At 57.9% G+C, this 15,947-nt stretch carries 14 protein-coding genes and 1 tRNA gene; 5 read left to right on the top strand and 10 right to left on the bottom strand.

The window, feature by feature from the left end:
- Positions 1 to 27 precede the first annotated feature (27 nt).
- The 6 genes from leuD to QEH57_RS05470 form a co-directional block, all read right to left on the bottom strand.
- The gene (gene leuD / locus QEH57_RS05495) at positions 28 to 630 is read right to left on the bottom strand and encodes a 3-isopropylmalate dehydratase small subunit (RefSeq protein WP_309005685.1); all 603 of its coding nucleotides are present in this window, start codon (positions 628 to 630) and stop codon (positions 28 to 30) included.
- Between the two features lie 21 nt (positions 631 to 651).
- Positions 652 to 2,076, bottom strand: a complete 1,425-nt coding sequence (leuC, locus tag QEH57_RS05490) for a 3-isopropylmalate dehydratase large subunit (protein WP_309005684.1) — start codon at positions 2,074 to 2,076, stop codon at positions 652 to 654.
- Positions 2,077 to 2,162: 86 nt separating this feature from the next.
- Positions 2,163 to 2,777 carry an AraC family transcriptional regulator gene (locus QEH57_RS05485; RefSeq protein ID WP_309005683.1) on the bottom strand — a complete coding sequence of 205 codons (615 nt, stop codon included), beginning with the start codon at positions 2,775 to 2,777 and terminating at the stop codon, positions 2,163 to 2,165.
- A gap of 327 nt (positions 2,778 to 3,104) precedes the next feature.
- Complete coding sequence (gene truA / locus QEH57_RS05480; RefSeq protein ID WP_309005682.1) at positions 3,105 to 3,845, bottom strand: tRNA pseudouridine(38-40) synthase TruA; 741 nt, start codon at positions 3,843 to 3,845, stop codon at positions 3,105 to 3,107.
- Complete coding sequence (gene ruvX / locus QEH57_RS05475; RefSeq protein ID WP_309005681.1) at positions 3,842 to 4,303, bottom strand: Holliday junction resolvase RuvX; 462 nt, start codon at positions 4,301 to 4,303, stop codon at positions 3,842 to 3,844. The genes truA and ruvX overlap by 4 nt, the downstream gene beginning before the upstream one ends.
- A 22-nt stretch (positions 4,304 to 4,325) precedes the next feature.
- Positions 4,326 to 5,390, bottom strand: coding sequence for a sugar phosphate nucleotidyltransferase (locus QEH57_RS05470; RefSeq protein ID WP_309005680.1), 1,065 nt, complete (start codon positions 5,388 to 5,390; stop codon positions 4,326 to 4,328).
- 140 nt (positions 5,391 to 5,530) lie between these two features.
- On the opposite strand from QEH57_RS05470, the gene moeB reads away from it, so the two are divergent.
- Positions 5,531 to 6,718: a molybdopterin-synthase adenylyltransferase MoeB gene (moeB, locus tag QEH57_RS05465; protein WP_309005679.1), complete on the top strand. Its 1,188-nt coding sequence runs from the start codon at positions 5,531 to 5,533 to the stop codon at positions 6,716 to 6,718.
- A gap of 516 nt (positions 6,719 to 7,234) precedes the next feature.
- Here the strand turns inward: moeB and QEH57_RS05460 are convergent.
- On the bottom strand, positions 7,235 to 7,651 hold the full coding sequence (locus tag QEH57_RS05460) for a hypothetical protein (protein WP_309005678.1): 417 nt from the start codon (positions 7,649 to 7,651) through the stop codon (positions 7,235 to 7,237).
- A 229-nt stretch (positions 7,652 to 7,880) separates the two neighbouring features.
- Between QEH57_RS05460 and QEH57_RS05455 the strand changes: the two genes are divergently transcribed.
- A complete protein-coding gene (locus tag QEH57_RS05455; RefSeq protein WP_309005677.1) occupies positions 7,881 to 8,873 on the top strand; it encodes a WYL domain-containing protein in 993 nt (330 codons plus the stop codon).
- Between the two features lie 515 nt (positions 8,874 to 9,388).
- Here QEH57_RS05455 and QEH57_RS05450 read toward each other — a convergent pair.
- The 3 genes from QEH57_RS05450 to QEH57_RS05440 all read right to left on the bottom strand — a co-directional run bounded on the left by QEH57_RS05450 (position 9,389) and on the right by QEH57_RS05440 (position 10,606).
- On the bottom strand, positions 9,389 to 9,841 hold the full coding sequence (locus tag QEH57_RS05450; RefSeq protein ID WP_309005676.1) for a GNAT family N-acetyltransferase: 453 nt from the start codon (positions 9,839 to 9,841) through the stop codon (positions 9,389 to 9,391).
- 132 nt (positions 9,842 to 9,973) lie between these two features.
- A tRNA-Cys gene (locus QEH57_RS05445) sits at positions 9,974 to 10,047 on the bottom strand.
- A gap of 85 nt (positions 10,048 to 10,132) precedes the next feature.
- Complete coding sequence (locus tag QEH57_RS05440; protein WP_309005675.1) at positions 10,133 to 10,606, bottom strand: cell wall hydrolase; 474 nt, start codon at positions 10,604 to 10,606, stop codon at positions 10,133 to 10,135.
- A gap of 202 nt (positions 10,607 to 10,808) precedes the next feature.
- Here QEH57_RS05440 and QEH57_RS05435 point away from each other — a divergent pair, with 202 nt between their 5' ends.
- From QEH57_RS05435 to mfd, 3 genes are all read left to right on the top strand, one after another.
- Positions 10,809 to 11,597 (top strand): ParA family protein, encoded by a 789-nt coding sequence (locus QEH57_RS05435; RefSeq protein ID WP_309005674.1) that lies wholly within the window; start codon positions 10,809 to 10,811, stop codon positions 11,595 to 11,597.
- 63 nt (positions 11,598 to 11,660) lie between these two features.
- Positions 11,661 to 12,452 carry a ribonuclease III gene (rnc, locus tag QEH57_RS05430; protein WP_309005673.1) on the top strand — a complete coding sequence of 264 codons (792 nt, stop codon included), beginning with the start codon at positions 11,661 to 11,663 and terminating at the stop codon, positions 12,450 to 12,452.
- A 54-nt stretch (positions 12,453 to 12,506) separates the two neighbouring features.
- Positions 12,507 to 15,941: a transcription-repair coupling factor gene (gene mfd, locus QEH57_RS05425; protein WP_309005672.1), complete on the top strand. Its 3,435-nt coding sequence runs from the start codon at positions 12,507 to 12,509 to the stop codon at positions 15,939 to 15,941.
- The last annotated feature ends 6 nt before the right edge of the window (positions 15,942 to 15,947 follow it).

The following is a 15,947-nucleotide window of genomic DNA, read 5'->3' as shown; positions in this document are numbered from 1 at the left end:
CGGAAAATCAGGAAATGCGATCCCAGCCTACTTGGCCATGTAAGGGAGCTTGGCAGCGACAGCGGCTATCTCCGCCTCCGCTTCCTTCAGCTCGCCGATCATGTCCCACTTGCCAGCGACCAGCGCCTTCTTGGCTGTCTCGCGGATAACCGCCGTCACGCTTTGGTCGCCAAAAACGATCTTCTCGTTCTCCACGTCGAGCGTGATTTCCAAGCTCGGGTCCGCGTCGACCGCAGCCGAGATCTTGGCGATATCTTCCTTGGTCGCGATGAAGCAAGGGATGCCGAGCGTCGTGCAATTGCCGAAGAAGATTTCCGCGTAGCTCTCGGCGATGATGCCACGGAAACCGTAGCGGTAGATCGCTTGGGGAGCATGCTCGCGGGAGCTTCCGCAACCGAAGTTGGCGCCGGAGAGCAAGATGCTCGCTCCCTGAAAACGCTCTTCGTTGAGCGGGTGCTTCTTGTCGCTGCCATCCTCGTTCTTGCGGACGTCATAGAAGAGGTACTCTCCCATGCTGTCGAAAGTCACGCACTTCATAAAGCGCGCAGGAATGATGCGGTCAGTATCGATTTCGTCGCCCGCTACGGTTACGCCGCGACCGGTTACTTGTGTGATTTTTTCTAAAGCCATTTCTGTGTAGTTCCTTTGCGGTTACGCGTTTGCGGTTTCACGGATATCGAACACCTCGCGGGAGTCGCTGATCTCGCCGCGGATCGCAGCGGCAGCCACCATCACTGGGCTCATCAAAACGGTACGGCCCGTGGGGCTACCTTGGCGGCCCTTGAAGTTACGGTTCGACGAGCTCGCGCTGAGCTGGTCGCCGATCAGCTTGTCAGGATTCATGGCCAAGCACATCGAGCAACCTGCCTCGCGCCATTCGAAACCTGCCTCGCGGTAGATCGCGTCGATCCCCTTTTCCTTGCAGATCGCGTCGACGATCTGGGAACCGGGAACCGCGATCGCCTTGACGCCCGGAGCGACCTTGTGGCCCTTCAAGTACTTCGCGACTTCCTCGAAGTCGGACAAACGTCCATTTGTACAAGACCCGACGAAACAAACGTCCACCTTGGTCCCCTTGATCGGGGCGCCGCCTTCGAGCTTCATGTACTCGAGCGCTTCTGCAGTGATGGCCTTCTCGGACTCCTTCACGCTGTCGACCGTCGGGATGCTCTCCTCGATGGTGATCGCCTGCGCTGGATTGATGCCCCAAGTAACCGTGGGAGCGATGTCCGCTGCGTCGATAACGACAACGTCGTCGTATTCGCAATCCGGATCCGACGCGAACGACTTCCAGTTTTCGACCGCTGCTTCCCACTCCTCGCCCTTTGGCGAGTAAGGACGTCCCTTCAGGTACTCGAAGGTCTTCTCGTCGGGATTGATATAACCCACGCGAGCGCCGCCTTCGATGGACATGTTACAAACCGTCATGCGCTCTTCCATGGAGAAGTTTTCGAAGACTTCGCCCGCGTACTCGTAAGCGAATCCCGTTCCGCCGTTCACGCCGAGCTTGCGGATGATGTGCAGGATCACGTCCTTCGCGTAAACTCCTGGACGAAGCGAGCCGTTCACTTCGACCTTACGCACCTTCAGCTGCGTGAGGGCCATGGTCTGCGTCGCGAGCAAGTCGCGGATCTGCGTGGTGCCGATACCGAAAGCGATCGCGCCAAAAGCGCCGTGCGTCGAGGTGTGCGAATCGCCGCAAGCGATCGTCGTGCCGGGCTGGGTGATGCCCTGCTCCGGGCCGACCACGTGCACGATGCCCTGCTTGCCGGTGTTCATGTCGAAGAAAGTCACGCCTGTCTCCGCGCAGTTCTTGCGGAGCTCGTTGATCATGGCGTCCGCGAGCGGATCCGCGAAGGGCTCCACGCGGGAGTCGGTCGGTACGATGTGGTCGACCGTCGCGAAGGTGCGATGCGGGTAGGCAACCTTCAAATCAAGGTCGCGCAGCATGCCGAAAGCCTGCGGGCTAGTGACCTCGTGCAAGAGGTGGGTGCCGATCAAGAGCTGCGTCTGACCGTTGGACAAGGTCCGCACCGTGTGCGCGTCCCAAACTTTTTCGAATAATGATTTTCCCATAATATGTGAGGGTTAACTGTGAAATTAGAGGCCGAACAAAATCGAAACGCTTCGCCCTTTCGGCAACTACAATCCGCGATTCGCAGCTACGGGGCCAGGATTTCGGAATTCGCCGCCTTGCGGTAGGAATCCGGAGTCGTTCCCAGCCGTTTCTTGAACTGCCGATGCAGGGAAGCCAGGCTGCCAAATCCGCTCTGGGCCGCCACCTCGTCCAAGGAAAGGTCGCGGCGATTTCCCAAAAGCGCCGCCGCCCGCCGCACCCGCAAACTGGACAGGTAATCCACAAAAGTCGTGCCCATCGCCTTGCGAAAAAAACGGGAGAACGCCGCCTCCTCCAAACCCACCAATCGCGCGGCTTCCCCACGGCTCACTTCCCCCGAGAAGCGCTCCTGCATAAAGCGCTTCAACTCCTCCACTCGAGCGAGGTCGCGAGGACTAAAGCCTCCCCTTTCCACTTGTTTATCAACAACTTCAAAATACCTAAAGCCTGCAACCAACTCCAGGGCCACATAGAAGCGGGCCAGCCTCAAGGCGCCTTGGGCGCGATCCACCGAACGCAGCCGGGAGCGCAGACGCTCGCGGTCCGAAACCTCGAAAACCAAGGGCTTCTCGAATGCCTTTCGCAGCGTCGCCAAGGCCGCCATTTCCGGCAGTTTCAGAAGCTGAGGAGGCAGGGTTTCGCGCTTGAATCGCAATACCATCCCCGAGCAAGGCGTCCCTTCCCTCCCCCTCTGTCCGCTACGCCAAGCATGTAGGACCCGTGGAGGACATAGCACCAAACTCCCTGCCGCAAAATCGCCGGAAGCCGCCCCCATTTGCCAGTTTCCGCTGCCGCGCCAAATGAAACAGAGCTCGTAGCTTTCATGCTCGTGCAAGGAGTCCCTAAGTTCCTTTCCATCAAATTCTTGAAAAGAAACAGACAGGTCCGACCGAGCTTCGTTTGGCCAAAATTCCAGCATGCGAAACTTTAATGTCGCAAATTATGTCCTAACTCAATCGATAAACCTAATTCAGCAACAATCTGCAACCTAGCTATAAAATACCTTCGCGAGGTAGAGCCCCTTGGCCGGCGCCGCCTGCACGAGCGGCGTGCGCGTTTTCGACTCCAGCAGGCCATCGACTTCCTCAAGCGACAGTCGCCCAAGGCCCACGTTAACCACCGTACCCGCTAAGCTCCTGACCATCTTATACATAAAGCCGTCAGCCCGAAAGGAGAGGTCCACGAACTCCCACTCCTGGCTCACTTTCGCCTCCGTGATATGTCGCACGGTGCTTTCGTACTCGAGGCCGTTGCCGCGATTGGCCGCGAAGGCCGCAAAGTCGTGCTTCCCTACCAGCTTTCGCATCGCCTCGTGCAAGAGGTTCAAGTCCAGCAATGCGGGCACGGGCCAACAGTAGGGCCACTGGAAAGGATCCGCTTCGCCGAGTTTCAGGCGGTAAACGTAACGCTTGGACACCGCGGAAAAGCGGGAATGGAAATCGTCGCCCACCGGCACCGCCGACTCCACGCGAATTGACTTCGGCAAAAGGGCATGCAGGGCCTTTACCAGGCTTTCCCCTCCATGCCTCCACTCCCGATCGAAATGGAATACTTGCTCGTAAGCGTGCACGCCGGCATCCGTGCGACCGCTTCCCTGGATCAAAGCAGGCTCCTTGAAGAGCTTTTCCAGCACCTCCTCGATAACCTGCTGCACGGAAAGCTGGCCCTGCTGCTTCTGCCATCCGGCGTAGTTGCTTCCGTCATACGAACACGTGCACTTCCACCTCACCGGTAGCCGCCCTCGTCCTCGTATTCCGCGTAGGGATCGTACTCCGGCAGCTCGACGTTCTGGTTCAAGTAGTCCTGCAGGATCAAGCTCGCCGCCACGGAATCGATCTTTCCCGAGCGTCGCAGCTCGTCGTCGCGCCCCTTGGGAAAGGCCTTGGACGCCTCCACCGATGTCAGGCGCTCGTCGAGCCGATGCACCGGCAAGTCGATCTGCTTGAGCAGCTTCTCGACGAAGGCATCCACTTCCTTCGCCTTAAAACCGACCGAGCCATCCATATTGTATGGGTAGCCGAATACGAAATCCGTCGCCCGTCGCTCCTTGGCGAGATCGACCAAAGCTTGAATTCTCTCCGCCTCGGTCGCCTTCACGATCGCGGGCAAGGGAGTCGCCACGCCGATCTCGTCGCCGTAGGCAACCCCTACCCTACGTTCGCCGTAGTCCACGCCTATACAACGCATCTGGATGGCCTTCCGAAAAACGCTAGAGCAAGCGCTTGAGAGCTTCTTCCTCTCCCAGCTTGCGAACCATTTCCTTGATCTTCTCGGCCTTGTCCTTGGCGCAGATCAAAGTGGCATCGCCAGTCGTGACCACAATCAAGTCCTCCACGCCGACCAAAGCAACCAGGTGCTTGTCGCCGGAAACCACGATATTGTTGGAGCACTCGAGGAAACGGGCCTCGCCCTTGTTCACGTTGCCCGCGCGATCCGCCGGGAAGTGACGCTCGATCGCCGGCCAGGCTCCCACGTCGTCCCAGTCGAAAGTCGCAGCCAAGGTCAAAACGTTCTTAGCCTTCTCCATGATCGCGAAGTCCACCGAAATCTTTTCCAGCTTCGGATACAGTTCGCTCAATAGGGCTACCAAATCCTTGCCGGCCTTCATGCCAGCTTCGATCTCGTCGAGGCCTTCCTTAAGGACAGGTGTAAACTCGGACAAGGCCGCGGAAATAGCATCCACGCTCCAAACGAACATGCCCGCATTCCAGAAATACTCTCCGCTCTGCAGGTAAAGCTTCGCCGTTTCCAGGTCCGGCTTCTCCTTGAATTGACGCACGGTGAAAATATCCCGGTTGTCGATCACGTCCTTAACCGGACCGCACTGGATATAGCCGTAGCCCGTCGCAGGCTCCGACGGCTGCACGCCCAGCGTGACGAGGCTCGGGGACGACTCCGCAACCTTGAACGCCGTGCCGAGCGCCGACTGGTAGGACTCCGCGTCATTGATCAATGCGTCCGCCGGCAGCATCGCCATCGACGCCGCAGGATTGCGCTGCTTGACCAAGAGCATCGCCAGCCCCACCGCAGCCGCCGTATCGCGGCCAACCGGTTCCGCCACGATATTGGCTTCCGGAAGCATCGGGCACACCTCGCGCACGCCCTCCAGCTGTTCACTATTGGTAATGACAATAATATTTTCCGCAGGAAGAAGTCCAACCAGCCGGTCAACCGTTTGAGTCAGCATCGGCTTCTCGCCAACGATGGGAAGCAAATGCTTCGGACGGGCCAAACGGCTCGCGGGCCAAAAGCGTTCACCTTTTCCTCCTGCCATTATTACAGCGTATCGATCTGCCATGACATCTCTGAAAGCCGAAGACCGCCGCGCCGTCAACGTTCAACACCGCCGCCGCAGCGATCGATTCCGCGCCAATTTCGTTTGATTCCCACTAAGCCTTCCACAAAAACCGAGCCATGTCCTCGACCGACACCACTTCCCTCAGCCCTGTAGAACTCGCCCGCTACAGCCGACATATTCTATTAGAAGAGATTGGCGTGGCGGGCCAAGAAAAGCTCAAGCGCGCCAAAGCGCTGGTCATCGGAGCAGGCGGACTAGGCAGTCCCGTGGCCCTCTACCTCGCGGCCGCGGGAGTCGGAACCATCGGTCTCGCCGACTTCGACAAGGTCGAGCTGCACAACCTCCAACGCCAAATCATCCACGGCCAATCCGATATCGATCGACCTAAGATCGAGTCCGCCAAGGACACCCTTTCGGAAATAAACCCGCACGTAAAACTCCAGTTCCACGAAGAGGGCCTACAAGCGCACAACGCAGTCGAGCTCTTCTCCCAATACGATATCATCGTCGACGGTACCGACAATTTCGCTACTCGCTACCTCAATAACGACGCCGCCTATCTAGCCGGAAAACCGCTCGTCTACGGCAGCATCTTCAAGTTCGAAGGCCAAGCCTCCCTCTTCCACCCCCGAAACGGCGGTCCCTGCTATCGCTGCCTCTTTCCCGAAGCGCCTCCGCCCGGCTCCGTGCCCAATTGCGGCGAAGCCGGCGTCATGGGAGCCCTCTGCGGAATCGTAGGCAGTATCCAATCCATGGAGACCATCAAGTATATTACAGGAATCGGCGAATCCCTATCAGGAAAACTGTTGTTTATCGATACCATGAACATGAGCTTCAAAACCCTGAAGCTAAAGAAAGACCCTTGCTGCCCGCTTTGCGGCGAGAATGCTAAATACACCTCTATCATTGCAGAAAACTACCAAGAAACCTGCGAAACGAAAAACCCAACTCCGAACAACGCTCCCACCGAAAACAATATGAACGAATCTCCTATCGAAATCGACGTCCTCGCCACAAAGGCTCAACTGGCCGAAGGCAACAGCATCCTAGTCGACGTGCGCGAAGCATTCGAACGCGATATCTGCGCTATAGACGGCAGCATCCATATCCCCATGGGCGAAATTCCGGCTCGCCTAAACGAACTGCCAAAGGACAAGGAAATACTCGTCCATTGCCACCACGGCGGCCGTAGCTTGCAAGTAGTACACTTCCTTCGCCAAAACGGATACCAACGCTCCACCAACGTAGGCGGCGGCATCGATTCTTGGTCAACGCAAATAGACTCCAGCCTACAACGCTACTAAAAGCCTATTAGCGACAAAAATCAGGCTTCCGCTTTGTTACACAACTGGCCGATAAAGACTGGAGCTTGTCGTCACGCCCCAGCGCAATAGGGCTCGCGGCACGCCGCGAGCACGCTTTGCCCCTCGGGCTAAGACACCCAACGCGGCAGCCCTACCGATGATTTCGTCTTTTTACGCAAACAGCAATGTCTAGCGCTACAGGCGTCGCCCTCAAAAAAAAACGTTCATCATCAATTTGCGGGGAGACGTTCTCCATCGTAGGGCTGGCGCTCGCGCCACGCCGCAATGCAGGATATTAGAGCAGGGATTTGCGGCGCTCGCGCCACGCCGCAATGCAGGATATTAGAGCAGGGATTTGCGGCGCGTCGCAAGCAGCCTTCGCTCTTTGAGCTTCGTCTCCCACGGCGAGGGTCCTACAGCTAAACGGCTATCCCAACGCTCTTGGTGATGAACCCCAAAAAAAGCCTGCTCCTAAAAAGGAGCAGGCTTTGAAATTGATAGAATCAGGAAGTCGAATTACTTGCCGCGAGCCTTAGTAAGACCAGCCGCCTTCTTGATGTTTTGAAGGGAAGGAACGGAAATACCAAACTCCTTGGCAATTGCCGATCCCTTACCACCCGCCTTTACAGCTTCGATCACCTTAGCTTTAAGCTCTTCAGTGATCTTCGCACGCTTAGCGCGCTTCGTTGCCTTGGCAGCTGGGCGACCAGCCTTCTTGGCAGCAACCTTCTTAGCAGCCTTTGGCTTGCGCCCAGACTTTGCTCCACCAGACTCCAGGCTCGAAAGAGCGGCGATCAGATCGGCGCGAGTCGCGAAACCAAGATCAGAGTGAAGATTCGTTAGCTTCTTTGCAGCTTCAGCTTCAGCCTTCTTTTGAAGTGCTTCGAGCTTTGCTTTAGTGGCAGCGATTTGCTTTTGCGTATTTGTGATCATCGTCTCGTAACAAAAGTCACATTGTACATAAATCAACTCAAATTATCTATAAAACGCCAAAATAAGCGATTATATTCATTCGCACACAATAATCCCTAGTATTTATACGGTGCATTTTGAACCGAAAAACCGCTTTAGAAACACATTTTACTGTAATACTCGAGGTAGGCTAATACAGCTCTGCGACGCCTAAACCGTATTGCCGATCCATACAACAAACGCCCTAAAAATGGCCGAAGACTCCAAAATCCATTCCCTTAAACGACCCGCTATCGAACGCATGCTCCGCATCCACCAGGAACTGAAACGCGGCTTGTATCCAAATTGCTCAACCCTCGCTCGAGCCTTGGAAGTTAGCACTAAAACCATAGCGCGCGACATGGATTTTATACGCGATCGCATGCTAATGCCCGTAGAGTACCACCCCTCCAAACACGGTTACTACTACACCCGAGAAGTGGAAAGCCTCCCCACTATCGACATATCCGAAGGCGAACTGCTCGCCCTATCCATCGCCCAAAAGGCCATGGACCACTACAAGGGCACCCCTTTCGAAAAACCGCTTTCCAACGCCCTAAACAAACTGGCGGCCAGCCTGCCCGATACCATAACCGCAAACCTGACCGCCTTGAGCGAAACCATATCGTTTCGGCACGGCCGCACCTCGCAAGTCGAAGACAGCCTGCTCAATACCTTTACCCGTTCGGCGCTCGACAAGGTCGAAGTCTCGTTCGACTACAGAAAACTTGGGGCGAAATCGAAAGAGCGTCGCACTTTGCAAACCTACCATATCACAAACTTCCTCGGGAAATGGTACGCCATCGGACTGGATACCGGCCGCGATGCGATTCGAACCTTCCTCCTTAGCCGCGCCAGCTCCGCTAAACTAAACCAAACCCGCTTCACCATCCCTGAGAGCTTTTCCGCTGAAGAGTTCCTGGGAAGCAGTTTTGGTATTTACTCCCCCGAAGGAAAACATCGGGTAAAGATTAAATTCCTTAACCCCATTTCCGAATACATTTCGGAAAACGTATGGCATCCTTCGCAAACAGTAGAATACCACGGCGACGGATCCATCACCGTAAGCTTTAACTTGGGTAGCCTTGTAGAAGTCTCCTCCTGGATCCTGAGCTGGGGCGAAAACGCAATCGCCCTATCCCCCAAGGCCCTGCAAAACCAAATCAAGGACACCGCCTTAAAAATAGCAGAACACTACTCCTAAGATAAAAAAAGGTTCATCACCACCTCGCAGGGAATCGTCCTTAGCTGGCGCACGACTCCCCAGATACAGGGCCGGAGCACGTCACCCAGCCGCAGCGCAAATCGGCAATGCGGTTCGCTGCAAGCGTATCGCTAATCCGAAAGCGCGATTGCGACGCGCTACAAAAGCGTCCTCTCGGCAAACAGGGCCAAAACCAATAAAACAGCCTTTAAGCGTCGCTTTCGAGAACACAGCGATACTCAGCGACACGCTAGCGGATAAAAGAAAAAGAAAGCGTATCCCACTATAGGATACGACTGTCCTGCGTTTCATCGGCGGAAAGCACAAACACCTCTGGCAATATCGCTACCCGCCTTCCCGCCCCGCCGTCCCGCCCCGCCTCCCACGTGTATTGAAACTCTGAATCCAACAGGTTTAGACGCCGCTAACGACGCGACGCCTACTTCATTCCAAATTAAAACAAGGAATCGCAGCGATACCCAGCCCGGGCTAGGCGACGGCATCAATCGCCGCCCTCAATCGAGCAACTGGCGAAGCGGAACCATCGGCGACAGCTTGAATCCATGCTTCTGGTAGAACTTCTCCGCAGCCAAGTCGTCGAAATCCGTCAGCAGGGTGATACGCTTGCATTCGCGCTCGCGAGCCAGGTCCATTGCCGCCCCAACCAACTTGGAACCGCACCCCTTGCCGCGCTCTTCCGGAGCCACCACCATATCCTCCAAAAGCGCCGCTCGGCCGCCGATCGCCGTGCTAACCGTATAGAGCAGGCTAACCATGCCCACCACTCCCTTGTCGGGACGCTCCGCCACCAACACTTCGCCCACGTCCGGGTCCGTGATGATCATCTCCAGTCCGATTTTCTGGCGCACGAAATCCGCAGAGAATTCCTTCTCTTGCTCAAAAAGAAGCCCCAGCAAATAGGCGAGGGAAGGTATGTCAGCTCGTTCAGCTTTCCGTATCGTTATCATACAGGCGACATCTAGCCAGAATCGCGCCTCGAAAGTCCAGAAAACGCCGACACAATGTTTGTTACGCTATTTTGCCATTTGCCGAAAACGAAAAAAGCCCCGTCTCGCGACAGGGCTTTTCAGGAAAATAATTGGAGGCGTGGGCCGGAATCGAACCGGCGATAGAGCTTTTGCAGAGCTCGGCCTTACCACTTGGCTACCACGCCCTCCGTTGTGAAGGCCGTCACGATTGCGTTTTGGTTTCGAGTTTCAAGTAGAAACTTTCGATAAATGCGATTCTGCCGACTCTTCCTAGGGCGATTTGAAGAAGAGATGGTCCCCGATCACCGTCGTGGCCCGCATTCCATGGCTCCAACTAGGCAATTCGTCCTTACGCGAATAATGGTCCGCCCCGAAAGTGTTGTCCGCCAGCTCTCCCGCATAAAGCTCGTCCACGATCCGCAGGGCGACCGGCCAATTCACGTCCTTCGAGGCCCGCGAGACCAAAGCCGCGAAGCTTTGCCGCTGCTTTCCCTTCCCCGTCGACGCATTGAAGGCGCTAAACGCGTACGGCTTCTTCACCACCGCTAGGTATTTCGAGGGATCCCCCTGCCCGCGATTCCCGATCACCGCCGCCACCGCCTGCATGCCCGCTTCCCCTTGATTGGCCGCTTCTAATATTAGACAAGCCGCGACCACCTGCCGCTCCCACGGGTCCGGAGTCGACTCAGCCCGCAAGAGCTGCAAGGCAGAAAGGAGAAAAATGGCGATCGGAAGCAGCTTCATGAAGTTCGCTGTTTGAAACGAAGCGACGCAGCTTGTTCCTGCTCCTCGCGCAAAGCGAGCCCGCCGCGCCCCTAATGAGCGAATCGCCTCCAAAAATAGGCGCCAAAACCACAAACAACCCGGTTCCCCGACCTCCTCGCGAACATCTCGCCTATACCATTGCCAATCGGAATTTTTGCCTCATACACAGGCAACAAATCCTATGGCCTCTACTACCGTATTCACCATCGCCAACCAAAAAGGCGGCGTCGGCAAAACCACTACCGCAGTCAATCTTGCCGCAGCCCTCGCTGAACAAAAGATTCCCACCCTCCTAATCGACCTCGACCCGCAGGCCAACGCCACCAGCGGCCTCGGCATCGAGAAGCAGGAGGGACGCAGCGTCTATCCAGTCCTCCTCGGCGAAGGACAGATCGAAGACATGGTCGTCGAAACCGGGCGCAAAAACCTCTCCCTGCTCACCTCCGAGATGGACCTCGCCGCAGCCGAGATCGAAGTCGCCCAGCGCGAGGACTACCTCCTCCAGCTCAAGCAGGCCCTCGCCCCGCTCTTCGATTCCGGCTCCTACCGCGCCGTCGTCATCGACTGCCCCCCAGCCCTTGGCATGCTCTCCATGAACAGCCTCGCCGCAGCCGACTACCTCCTCGTCGCCCTCCAGTGCGAATACCTCGCCCTCGAAGGCCTCGGCCAAATCCTCTCCGTGGTCGATCGCCTCAAGGACGCCGGCGTCAACGACCACCTGCAAGTCGGCGGCATCATCATGACCATGTACGACATGCGTACCAACCTCTCCCGCGAAGTCGTCGAAGAAGTCAAAACCAACTTGCCGGAGCAAATTTTCGACACCGTCATCCCGCGTACCGTGCGCCTCAGCGAAGCCCCCTCCTTCGGCCAAACCATCTTCGAATACGACAAGTCAAACCCAGGGGCCACCGCCTACCGCAACCTCGCCAAGGAAATCATCAAGCGCTTCGATCTAAAGAAAAAGTAGGATCGCCCGCAGCGCGGAGCGAAGCCACTTCACTCTTCGCTCCTTACCAATAACTCATCCCCTATGGTCGCATCCAAGCTGAAACGCCTTATCAAGTCCGTATCCAAAGACTCTGACAAAAGAGCGGCTCGCCAAAGCAAGCACGCCGCCGAGCTCTCCAGCGCCAAGGTCCGCAAGCTCGAGAGCAAGCTTGGCTACACCTTCAAGACAAAGGGCCTGCTCTACCAGTCCCTCACCCACCCGTCCTTCCTCCTCAACACCAAGGACCAACTCAAGAACAACCAACGCCTCGAGTTCCTCGGCGACTCGGTCATCCAACTCGTCCTCACCGAGAAACTCTACGAAAAGTACCCCAAGCACCGCGAAGGCAAGCTCACCTCCATCCGCTCCGGCTACGCCCGAGGCGACTTCATGGCTGGCATCGCCCGCGAGCTCGAGCTGGGCTCCTATCTCATTCTCAAGCCCAAGGACCGCCAAGCCGGCGTCGCAGACGGCGACTCCGCCCTCGGCGACGCCTTCGAAGCCCTCGTCGGCGCCATCTACCTCGACTCCGACTTCGACACCACCCGCAAAATAGTCCTCAGCCTCTACAACTACCTGGATACCGCCGCCACCGCCAAAGGCGTCATCTCCAACCCCAAAGGAAAGCTCCAGGAGCTCATCCAACCCGTCCACGGCAACAACGCCCTACGCTACGAAACCACCGGCCAGAAGGGAGTCGCCCACGAACGCATTTTCGAAATCGCCGTCTACTGCAACGACGAGCAACTCGGAACCGGCACCGGCCGCACCAAAAAGGAAGCCGCCGAAAAAGCCGCCCTCGAAGCCATCGCCAAACTGCAAAAGCAGGCCTAAGCCCCGCGCCCTGCGACGCACAATTCATCCCTCCCCAGCATCGTCTCCTACCCCGTGCACGATTCCACCAGCAAGCTGAGCTCCATCCTGCTTCCGGCAGAGCTGGAGGCCTGGGAGCAAAACATTGGCGTTAGCGAGGAGGCCATCGCCCCCATCCTCGAAGATTGGATACACGCTAAGAAGTCCAAGCTCACCATCGTCGTCGCCAAAAACGCCCGCCTCGCCGAACAGCTCAACGCCGACCTCGCCTACTTCAATAGGCAAGTACGCAAGCCCAAGAACCAAGCCCGCTTCCTCTACTACCCCGAAGAGTCCGAGCTCAGCATCGACGAAGACAGCCCCGTCGAACGCTTCGAAACCGGCAGCGAACGCATCGCCACCCTCGCCGCAATCCGCCAAAACGACGGACAGCTCGTCCTCACCACCACCCCCAAAGCCCTCGCCCAAGCCGTACCCGCCGCCCGCGAGCTCGCCTCCTCCCAACTCATCCTCAAGACAGGCGAAACCCATAACTTCGAAAAGCTCGTCGAAACCCTGCAAGCCCTCGACTACGACAGCGAAGGCCTCTGCGAGGCGCCTGGCCAATTCGCTCGCCGCGGCGGCCTCATCGACGTGTATCCAATTTCCGCCGACAAACCCTACCGCATCGATTTCTTCGGCGACGAGATCGACGCCATCAAGGAGCTCGACCCCGTCACCCAACGCTCCGGAGCCGCCGTCGACTCCGTCGCCATCGACGCCTCCCCCACCCTCGAACTCGCCAAAGCGAAAAGCGGATTCGCCGACCACCTGCCCCAGCAGACCGCCTGGGCCATAATCGAACCGGAGCAATTGCTCGAAACCTTCGACTCCGCCCTCGAGCAAGCCCACGACCACAGCGTCGGAAAAGCCTGGATACAGCTGCGAGACATCCGAGCCCAACACAAAGACAAATGGGCCACCTTCTCCGACCTAGACCTCGAGCCCGGCGACGATCCCACTGCCGACTCCACCCTGTTCGAAGCGGAATCCCTGTCCTTCTACCGCCCCATCCCGGACAACGCAAAGCTCGCCGACGAACGACTCGCCGACGAGCAATCCGCCCGTATCCAATTCCTGGATCAAGTCCGCAAGTGGAGCGACGCCGGCGAAGAAATAATCGTCGTCCTCCCCAACGAAAGCGACAAGAACCGCATCCAGGAGATCATCGACGAGTCGACGGAGCTGAAGCAGATCAAGTTCAGCTTCTGGCAAGGCGACCTCAACCAAGGCTTCCGCATCCACCACCGCCCCAAGCTGGGCAAGCTCTCCTGGCCGCAACTCAAGAAAAGCAAAGGCTGCGTCCTCGTTACCGAAACCGAACTCTTCGGACGCCGCCGCGGACGCAAGCCACCCACCCGCTCCAAGGCCCTCGTCACCCAATCCCAAGTCGACCAGCTGCTCGACTTCGCCGAACTGGTGGACGGCGAATTCGTCGTCCACCTCCAGCACGGCATCGCCCTCTACCGCGGCATCACCACCGTGGACATGCAAGGCCAGCAACGCGAAGTCCTTTCCCTCGAGTTCGACGAAGGCGTTGTCCTGCATATTCCACTACAGGAGTCGCACCTCATCAGCCGCTACGTCGGCATCTCCAAAGCTCGCCCCAAGCTCGGCCGCATCGGCACCAACCGCTGGGGCAAAACCCGCGAAGCCGCCGAACGCGCCACCCTCGACCTGGCCGCCAAGCTCCTGGAGCTGCAGGCCAAACGCGACAGCGGCGGCGGACACGCCTTCGCCGCCGACTCCGAATGGCAAAAGGAATTCGAAGGCTCCTTCCCCTTCAAGGAAACGCCTGACCAACTCAAAGCCATCGTCGAGTCGAAAGCCGACATGGAAAAACCCATCCCCATGGACCGGCTCATCTGCGGCGACGTCGGCTTCGGCAAGACCGAAGTCGCCATTCGCACCGCCTTCAAGGCCGTCATGGACGGCAAGCAAGTGGTCATCCTCGTCCCCACCACCGTCCTCGCCCAACAACACTTCCTCAACTTCCGCGACCGCATGGCGGGCTACCCCATCGTGGTCGAACTCGTCAGCCGCTTCCGCAAGCCGGCCGAAATCAAGAAGATCCTCCAATCCACCGCCGCCGGCAAAGTCGACATCCTAGTCGGCACCCACCGCGTCCTGCAAAAAGACGTTTCCTTCAAGGACCTCGGCCTCGTCATCATCGACGAAGAGCAACGCTTCGGCCTCAAGCACAAGGAAGTCTTCAAGGAATGGCGCTCCACCGTGGACATCCTCACCATGTCCGCCACCCCCATTCCCCGCACACTCTACATGGCCCTCACCGGAGCCCGCGAACTCAGCGTCATCGAAACCGCCCCCGTCGAGCGCAAGCCCATCCAGACCATCGTCAAAAGCTACGACGACGCCCTCGTAGCCGAAGTCGTGCGCCGCGAAATCGCCCGCGGCGGCCAAGTCTTCTACCTGCACAACCAAGTCCAGTCCATCGAGAGCACCGCCGCCAAGCTCCGGGCCCTCCTGCCGGAAGTATCCATCGCAGTCGGCCACGGCCAAATGGACGAAAAGAAGCTCGAGAAGGTCATGCTCGAGTTCGTCAACCAGAATTACCAGATGCTGGTCTGCACCACCATCATCGAGTCCGGCCTCGATATCCCCAACTGCAACACCATCATTATAGAAGGCGCCGACCGCTTCGGCCTCTCACAACTCTACCAGCTGCGCGGGCGCGTCGGACGCTTCAAGCGCCAAGCCTACGCCTACCTTCTCCTCCACAAGCACAAGCGCCTCATGGACGTCGCCCGCAAGCGGCTCGCTGCCATCCGCCAGCACAACCAGCTCGGGGCTGGCTTCCGCCTCGCCATGCGGGACCTCGAGCTGCGCGGCGCCGGCAACCTGCTCGGCAGCGAGCAGTCCGGACACATCGTAGGCGTCGGCTTCGAGCTCTACTGCCAATTGCTCAAGCAAAGCGTAGCCCGCCTCAAAGGCGACGCCTCCGCCACCCAGATCCGAGCCAGCGTCAAGCTCGACTTCGTCTACCAAGGCGAGGGGAACATGCAGGCCGCCAACCGACACGAGGACGGCTACACCGTGCTCAAGAGCCTCGACCTGAAGGAAGGCATGTGCGAGCCCATCCAAGCCCGCATCCCGCCGAGCTTCATCAGCGAAACCCGCCTCCGCATCGACCTCTACCGCCAGCTCGCCCTCGCCGGCAGCCCCAAGCAAGTCCGCGAAATCCGCGAAGCCATCACCGATCGCTTCGGCAAGTTCCCCGTCGAAGTCGAAGCCCTGCTACGGCTGACCGAGGTCCGCTGCCTCGCGGAACAAAAGCGCATCCACTCGGTCGAGACTCAGGGAAATCGCTTGAAGTGCCGCATCTACCGCGGACGCGAGTCGGACTACATCAAGCTCGGCAGCCGATTCCCCCGACTAAATGCCACCAATGCCTTGAAGCGGCTAAACGAAATCCTTGTCTTCCTGAACAATTTGCCTAGAGACCACCGATAGGCCCAC

Origin of the sequence: Pelagicoccus sp. SDUM812005 (assembly GCF_031127875.1) — a bacterium.
In the GTDB taxonomy this organism is placed as follows: domain Bacteria; phylum Verrucomicrobiota; class Verrucomicrobiia; order Opitutales; family Opitutaceae; genus Pelagicoccus.
This window is presented reverse-complemented; position numbering and strand designations above follow the sequence as displayed.